Raw genomic sequence first — 2965 nt, 5'->3', positions numbered from 1 at the left:
CAACAAACTTGGCACACTATTGAGTTCTCAAACAACAGACACACCCGGCACCACCACAACCATTCAATCGGCCGTGGATCGCTCCGGAGCAACTTTTCAAACTTACCCGGTTTCCCGCCCCGATGCAAATCCATATTCCAGGACCCACACCAGCAGAAAACACATCCCCACCAAACAAAGGCGCTCAAAAGAACAACCAACATTTGGTCTTNCATTTGGTCTTGAATTAGGGGGTTTGGCCGCCCGCGGTAACCAGCTCTTCGCTGTTCCCCTCGCGGCGACTTAGAAAACAATACACCCACCCAACCCCCACCGCAAATCCACCCCCACAAGGGGTCCTATGCCCCCAGGATCCGCGTCGTGGCGGGGAATCTGAGGGGCTCAGCGGAGTCCCGGTGCAGTATTCGGCCAGAACGGGTTTCTGTTGACTGGATCACATCACGCGAGGATTGGCCCACGGCCGATTCGACCCAGGCCGGCGCCTGTCCGGTTACAGGTCAGCCCAAGCCTTGTTGTAGTTTCGGTTTACTTTTAGCCTGCCCGCATGCCTCCGGTTGCTGTCTCTTATGAATGGCTCAGGCGTGCACTGATAGCGGCGTGCGGCCGATGACCAGGATCAGTTCGTCGCTGATGGGAGATGGTTTCGAAGCCGGCTGCACTAAGGATCCTGCTGAGGTCTCCCACGGGCCAGGAGTACGCAGGCGTCACCGCATGTGGAAATCTCGCGATTTCGTCTCCTTCAAACAGACCTAGCAGGAGAAGTCCGCCAGGAGTCAGGCGCCGTGCCAGTTCCCGGAGAACGGAGGGAACCTGGTCGGGTTCAAAGTGGATTAGCGAGTACCAAGCCAGGATGCCGGATGCATATCCTTCGGGAACTCCGAGACTCGTGAGGGAGGCGACACGGAATGGGATGCCGGGGAAGGATGCTTCTGCTTGCTTGATGAAAGCCGGCACCAAATCGATTCCTTCGACCGCCGCCCCTTGGTCCGCGAGGAACTTGGTCCAATGGCCGGGCCCGCATCCCACATCCAGCACTGGCCCCACCAGAGGTGCGACCCAGTCAGCTACGAGCTTCCGGTCAGCTGGATGAGCTGACTCGACCGACCCAAATCTTGCAGTGTACTCGGCAGCTCTCTTTGAGTACGCGGTCTCGACCTCTGCATCCGTCATGCAGCCACCTTATGGTGGGCACAGGAATCGATGCTTTCCGGGCAGAGTTGCCTATTCGTTTGACGTGCCCTCTACAGACCGGTATGGCCGCGGTGGCCACGGATGGCCTGCTGGCCCCGACGCCGGCACTCATCGAGCGCCTTGCCTGCCAGGAGCGCCACGTGGAAGGGATCCAGGACCGCGACCGTCTCGGGGAGCTCGTCGGCGGCGGCAGTCTTGAATCCGGTGAACCCGTCCATCGCGACCACCTCCACGGTTTCGCGCCAAGCCGTGGGTCGCTCGGCCAGCCAGTCCTTGAACGCCTGTTTGGAGCGGCCGTTTACCATGTCGATCAGGCGCGCGGGGCCGGTTCCCTCACGGATCGGGTGAGGTCGATGACGACGGTGACGTACTGGTCGCCACGCCTGGTGTGTCGCCACACGTGCCCGCAGTCGATGCACCGGTGCGGCGGATCGTAACCTCGAGGACCTTGGGACGACAGCCCAGCGGCTCGTGCGCCAACTCCCGGGTCACCGTGTCCCGCGCCATGCTCTCGAGCCGACAAATCGTGGTCAGATCAGGACAGACGAAAGCCGTCATAGGGGTTGCGTCAAGCACGTCGAGGTCTCCTGAATGGATGGCTCAGGAACCTCCATCATGTGGAGACTTCGACCCCCAACTCCGGCGCCGATCACGATCGTGTCGAAGTGATCCATGGCTGACCCTTCTTCGCGGGCGTGCGCTTTAGAACGTGCTCCCAGACGGTACCGCTCGAGCAGTTTCAGCGGGTCGACCGCGACGCATACCTTGACCATATGTCGGGCGCCAGAGCCATAATCAGTCTGGGCACCAGAGCGGTGCCGCAGAGAAGAGCCCGTCGGATGGCGCCGCCGGAGCAGAGGAGTCCTCGAATGACGAAGTACCTGATCTCGTTCCCCGGTGAGGCCATGGTGTTCCCCGAGGAGGACTTCGAGGCGGTAGTCGAAGCCTCGCATGCCGTCATCGACGAGGCCAAGGCGGCGGGTGTGTACGTCTTCGGCGGCGGGATCGATGAGGGCGTAGACCCGGTGCTCGTGGCCGGTGACGGCACCGTCACCGAGGGCACGTACCCAGGCCACAAGGTGCCGAACGGCGGCTACACCGTTCTCGAGCTGCCCTCGCGGGAGGCGGCACTTGAATGGGCCGCGAAGATCGCCGTCGCCTGCCGCTGCTCGCAAGAGGTCCGGCAGTTCCTGTACGACCCGGCAAGCTGACGAGGGCGACGTCAGCCAGAGCCGTTCGTGCGTCACGCGCCCATAGTGAGAGGCGTGCACCAGCGCATAGGGCGGGTGATCTCGACCGACGGCACCTCGCAGGCCTACTGGTAGATCGGAGCCGGTCGGCTTCTGCTGTACGCCAGCGGCTCAGGTCTCGAGCTGAGTTGCGAGCTGCCGGAGGAGCGCTCTTTCTACATCCGGCCGAGGGAAAGTCGGCCCGTACGATACGACCTTGTTGGGTTCGGGCTGGAACGCGGACATGAAGCCGGAGCACGCGGATGCGACATTGCTGCGGGTGGTGGGTGGGGGTGTCCAAATTCACTGCATTAAGTGAGGGAGCTTGCCGGGCTGGTGGGTGCGGCGTTTTCGGTGGGGTGCCGGGCTGGTTGTGCGTTGGGGGGTGTTTGTGGTGTGGTGGTTAACGTGGGAGAGCCCCCCAACCTGGTGGTTGGGGGGGCTCTCGACCTGTAATGATGTTCCGGCGGTGACCTACTCTCCCACACCCTCCCGGGTGCAGTACCATCGGCGCTGTGGGTCTTAGCTTCCGGGTTCGGAATGGG

The 2965-nt window shown here is 62.2% G+C and carries 2 protein-coding genes, 1 rRNA gene and 1 pseudogene; 1 reads left to right on the top strand and 3 read right to left on the bottom strand.

Features of this window, described 5'->3' with window-relative positions:
• Window positions 1-564: 564 nt before the first annotated feature.
• Both ACX80V_RS21780 and ACX80V_RS21775 read right to left on the bottom strand, forming a co-directional pair.
• Window positions 565-1170, bottom strand: a complete 606-nt coding sequence (locus ACX80V_RS21780; protein ID WP_485844900.1) for a class I SAM-dependent methyltransferase — start codon at window positions 1168-1170, stop codon at window positions 565-567.
• 77 nt (window positions 1171-1247) lie between these two features.
• A pseudogene (locus ACX80V_RS21775) lies at window positions 1248-1749 on the bottom strand (ISL3 family transposase); the annotation flags it as partial.
• A 311-nt stretch (window positions 1750-2060) separates the two neighbouring features.
• Between ACX80V_RS21775 and ACX80V_RS21770 the strand changes: the two are divergent.
• Window positions 2061-2402, top strand: a complete 342-nt coding sequence (locus ACX80V_RS21770) for a YciI family protein (RefSeq protein WP_485844899.1) — start codon at window positions 2061-2063, stop codon at window positions 2400-2402.
• A gap of 479 nt (window positions 2403-2881) precedes the next feature.
• Here the strand turns inward: ACX80V_RS21770 and rrf are convergent.
• Window positions 2882-2965 (bottom strand): 5S ribosomal RNA (gene rrf, locus ACX80V_RS21765); the annotation flags it as partial.

Source organism: Pseudarthrobacter arbutini, assembly GCF_054510915.1.
The sequence above is the reverse complement of the archived record's forward strand: the minus strand, read 5'-3'. Positions and strand labels throughout refer to the sequence as shown.

Excerpts from the sequence above, each read along its gene's own strand:
- ACX80V_RS21780 (WP_485844900.1), bottom strand. The coding sequence starts at position 1,170 with ATGACGGATGCAGAGGTCGAGACCGCGTACTCAAAGAGAGCTGCCGAG.
- ACX80V_RS21770 (WP_485844899.1), top strand. The coding sequence starts at position 2,061 with ATGACGAAGTACCTGATCTCGTTCCCCGGTGAGGCCATGGTGTTCCCC.